At 39.3% G+C, this 4,540-nt stretch carries 6 protein-coding genes; all 6 read left to right on the plus strand.

Features of this window, described 5'->3' with window-relative positions:
- Window positions 1-376 (plus strand): endolytic transglycosylase MltG (gene mltG, locus L652_RS0101560; RefSeq protein ID WP_024603221.1); only part of this gene is annotated, 376 nt, incomplete at its 5' end.
- 6 nt (window positions 377-382) lie between these two features.
- Window positions 383-1,009, plus strand: a complete 627-nt coding sequence (tmk, locus tag L652_RS0101565) for a dTMP kinase (RefSeq protein ID WP_024594689.1) — start codon at window positions 383-385, stop codon at window positions 1,007-1,009.
- Between the two features lies 1 nt (window position 1,010).
- Window positions 1,011-1,925, plus strand: a complete 915-nt coding sequence (locus tag L652_RS0101570) for a DNA polymerase III subunit delta' (protein ID WP_024594690.1) — start codon at window positions 1,011-1,013, stop codon at window positions 1,923-1,925.
- An 11-nt stretch (window positions 1,926-1,936) separates the two neighbouring features.
- Window positions 1,937-2,263, plus strand: a complete 327-nt coding sequence (locus L652_RS0101575) for a PilZ domain-containing protein (protein WP_002962367.1) — start codon at window positions 1,937-1,939, stop codon at window positions 2,261-2,263.
- Between the two features lie 115 nt (window positions 2,264-2,378).
- Complete coding sequence (locus tag L652_RS0101580; protein ID WP_024594691.1) at window positions 2,379-3,158, plus strand: YchF/TatD family DNA exonuclease; 780 nt, start codon at window positions 2,379-2,381, stop codon at window positions 3,156-3,158.
- Between the two features lie 4 nt (window positions 3,159-3,162).
- Window positions 3,163-4,540 (plus strand): metallophosphatase (locus L652_RS0101585; protein WP_024594692.1); only part of this gene is annotated, 1,378 nt, incomplete at its 3' end.

Consider the following 4,540-nt stretch of genomic DNA (forward strand, 5'->3'; position numbering starts at 1 on the left):
TTCAATTATTGAAAAAGAAACAGGCCTTGCCAGCGAGCGTCCGTTAATTGCATCAGCGTTTGTTAATCGATTAAACACCAATATGCGCCTGCAAACCGATCCAACCGTAATATACGGGCTAGGCGCTGACTTTGATGGTGATATTAAACGTAAAGATTTGCGCGATTATACGCCCTACAATACGTATCGTATTAATGGTTTACCGCCAACACCGATTGCAATGCCATCAAAAGCCGCTATTTTAGCTGCAGTTAATCCGCCGCAAAGTGAATATGTTTACTTTGTATCAAAAGGCGATGGTAGCCACCAATTTTCAACCACGTTAAAACAGCATAACGCAGCAGTTAAAACGTATATATTAAATAAAAAGAATTAATAGTTTATGAAACCAAAATTTATAGTAATAGAAGGGCTAGAAGGCGCGGGTAAATCAACCGCTATTTCGCTATGCCAAGACTTTTTGAACAAACAAAAAATAGACTTCATTAACGTGCGCGAACCTGGCGGCACGCCACTGGCTGAATCGCTTCGTACGCTTGTAAAAGCAGAGCATGAAGAAGAGATTGCCTTTGAAACCGAATTGCTTATTATGTACGCAGCTCGCTCGCAGCTAATGCACAATGTTATTACCCCTGCGCTTGATAAAGGCCAATGGGTACTTGCCGATCGTCATGATTTATCGTCTCAGGCGTATCAAGGTGGTGGGCGTGGTATTAGCTCAAATACATTAGCTTCACTTTCGTCAATGGTGTTAAAAGGCTTAAAGCCAGATTTAACTATTTACCTTGATATTGACCCAGTGGTAGGCCTTGAACGTGCAAAAGGGCGTGGCGAGCTTGACCGTATTGAACAAGAAGCCATTGAGTTTTTTCAGCGTACACGTATGCGTTATGTTGAACTTGCTAATGACGACAACACCATTAAAACGGTCGATGCAAACCAAAGTATTGATAAAGTACATCGCGATATTACCAATGTACTGCATTCATTTTTTGAAGGCCTAAAATAATATGCCATTGCCTTGGCTACATGATACTCAAGCACGTTTAGCGAAAAGTTATTGCGCAGAGCGTTTTCATCATGCGCAATTATTTTGTGGGCCTGTTGGCGTAGGTAAGTTTGAGCTAAGTGATGAGCTTGGGAATGCTTTGTTATGCCAAAATATAGCTAAGCAGGTAGCTGTGCAAAACAGTATGCTAAAACCTTGCGGACAGTGTAAAAGCTGTTTACTTAACCTGGCTGGCACTCACCCCGACAAACGTTTAACGCAAGTTGATGGGCAAAGTATTGGTGTAGATGATATTCGTGGTATTAGTGATTTTATGAATCACTCTGCAGCGCAAAATGGCAATAAAGTCGCGATAATCGAAAATTGCGAAAAAATGACCACAGCAGCAGCTAACGCATTATTAAAAACACTTGAAGAGCCAACTAATAGCCGCTTTTTAATATTAACCACAAGCCAACCAGAACAGCTCCCTGCAACTATTTTAAGTCGATGCGCTAAAAGTGACGTAAAAATAACTAATACAGCACTTGCTCAGCAATGGCTAGAGACATTAGATATTCCTAACTATAGTTGGTTAGCACTTTTTTATAACCAACCGCTGCAAGTAAAGCATTGGCAACAGCAAGACCAGCTAAAAAATATTGATACACTTTATAAGTTTGCAACTGAGTTTAAACAAAGCCATAATTTCAAAGCGTTAGTCGATATAATAAATAAACAGCCTGAGCTTGTTCGAATATTTACTTTATTTTTAAGCGTGCAACTAAAGCAGCAATTACTGCAAGGTATGAGTTTTGACGCTTATCAAAGTGCGCAAAATGCATTAGGCGAGTTTTTACAAAATAACACACAAGTACTTGGCCTTAATTTACCGCTTGCTGTATCACGATTAGCATACACATTGCGAAATTCTTAAAAGGATTAATCATGCAAGAACTACTAGTAGACATAGACGATTTAGACGAGTTATACCGTTGTTATATGCCTTACTTAAAAAAAGGTGGCTTATTTGTACGTACTAATATGCGTTACGAAGCAGGGCATTCATTAGCGCTTAGAGTCACTTTGCCCGATGCCTTAGAAGATGACGTAGTGACAGGTAAAGTGTCGTGGATCACGCCACAAGGTGCACAAAGCTCTAATCCTCCAGGTATTGGTATTAGTTTTTTAGATGATAAAACAAACCTAAACGCTAAAATCGAAAAGCTGCTTGGGACTATGTTAAACTCAGGCGATCAAACATATACCATGTAGTTATAGGGTCGGTTTTTCATTGAGATTAACGCCGCCCTATATTGGGTTCTTTTAATTGCTAAGATAATAAATTAAACGAACAAATTTAAACCCTGAACATAATACAGGCCTTATAGTGATTGTAGATTCTCATTGCCATTTAGACCGTCTTGATTTTGATAAACTAGACTTAAACCTTGACCAAGTTCTTGATAAAGCGCGTGCAAAGCAAATAGAGCACTTTTTATGTGTAAGCGTAACGCTTGATCAGTTTCCAAGCATGCTTGATAAAATTAAGCATTACGACGATGTATCAGCCTCATGCGGTGTACATCCACTTGATCAAAAAGACGCCCTTAATAAACAGCAACTAATCGACTTAGCTTCACACGACAAAGTCGTTGCTATTGGCGAAACGGGTCTTGATTACTACTATTCAAAAGATACTCATGCAGTGCAGCAAGCAAGCTTTGTTGGGCATATTGAAGTGGCTAACGAATTACAAAAACCGTTAATTATTCATACACGTGATGCCCGCAGCGATACCATTAATTTAATGCGTGAGCACAAGGCCGAAAACTGCGGTGGTGTATTACATTGCTTTACCGAAGATTGGGATATGGCAAAAAAAGCCATAGACATGGGCTTTTATATTTCTATTTCGGGCATTGTTACCTTTAAAAATGCTATTGAGTTAAAAGAAGTAGTAAAGCAAATACCGCTTGATAGATTATTAATAGAAACCGACTCGCCTTATTTAGCACCGGTACCGTATCGTGGGCAAACAAACCAGCCAGCATACGTAGAAGATGTAGCTTATTACATTAGCGAACTTAAAGGCATTAGCTTTAATGAACTTGCTAAAGCGACTACCGAAAACTTTTATTCTTTATTTAAATTAGCAGCTAAAGGCTAAATACATGATTACTCACACGGCAAACCTTCCTATTTTACTAATGGGGCCAATGGTGCGCCGTGCAGAGCAAACTGGAGTTTGTATTCAGTTTGCTACCTCCAAGCCTGCAAACTGCCAAATAAACTTATTAAATGTTGAGTGTTATAGCGATCAACATACTGTTTCTTTGGGCGAACATTTATACCTGCATTTCGTTATTATAAAGCCAATAGACAACAAACTCCCTCTAGATAGCTTATTAAGCTATGAACTCATAATTGACGATACAGCAATCGATTTATCGCCGTGGTGCTATAGCAATCAAATAACGCCTGCATTTGTAATACCCAGTAAACTGAGTGATATTTTGCATGGCTCCTGCCGTAATGCACATCATCCAGCAAAAGACAGCTTAGTGCCTGCAAGTCACTGGCAAAATACTCAGCGCGGTAATAATAACCAAGGCGCACAATTGCTATTACTGAGCGGTGATCAGGTTTATGCCGACGATGTAGCTGGCCCCATGTTATTAGCTGTTCATCAGTTAATTAAAGCCCTAGGTATTTATAAAGAGCAACCACTTGCCATTGAGCTACCCGACGATATAAATGAGCAACTTTATAATCGCCATTTGTTTTTACCAAAAACGCCGTGGCAAAAACGCTCAAAGTTAGGTGTAGGTTATTGGCTAAAAAAAGACGAACCTCACTTTTCAAGTGTAAAAGCGTATAACCACCTTATTCACTTTGAAGAATATATAGCGCTTTATTTATTAAACTTTAGCGCCGCTGCTTGGCAATGCGTTGATATACAAAACGCAACGTATTTAGGTCAAAGCGAGCAAAACAAAACTATTTTTAATGCTGAAAAAACAGCATTAATTGACTATGCAAAAGGTTTAAGTGAAGTAGAGCGATTGTTTGCCAATGTATCGACGTTAATGATGTTTGACGATCACGATGTAACCGATGATTGGAATCTCACCGCTGGGTGGGAGCAAGCTATAAATGAAAACCCAAGTAGTAAACGAATCATTAATAACGGTTTAATTAGTTATTGGCTTTTTCAGGGAATGGGGAACGATGCACTAAATAAAACAGGCGAGTTGCTAACACCTTTTAAGCAAAGCCGTACTGCTAATAATTTATGGCAGTTTAAAGTATTTGATAAACCACTAAATGATTTTAGTTTTTGGCATTACGAACTTACTACAATACCCAAAGTAGTGGTGCTAGATACACGTACGCACCGCTGGCGAAATGAGCAAAACTTTAACGAACCTTCAGGGCTACTTGATTGGGAGCGCCTCACAGAGCTTGAAGAAAGCCTATTAAGCCACGACCAAGTTATTATTGTATCGCCAGCTCCTGTATTTGGTGTTAAATCAATAGAAGCCATTCAAG

It is taken from the genome of Pseudoalteromonas sp. TB25 (assembly GCF_000497995.1).
In the GTDB taxonomy this organism is placed as follows: domain Bacteria; phylum Pseudomonadota; class Gammaproteobacteria; order Enterobacterales; family Alteromonadaceae; genus Pseudoalteromonas; species Pseudoalteromonas distincta.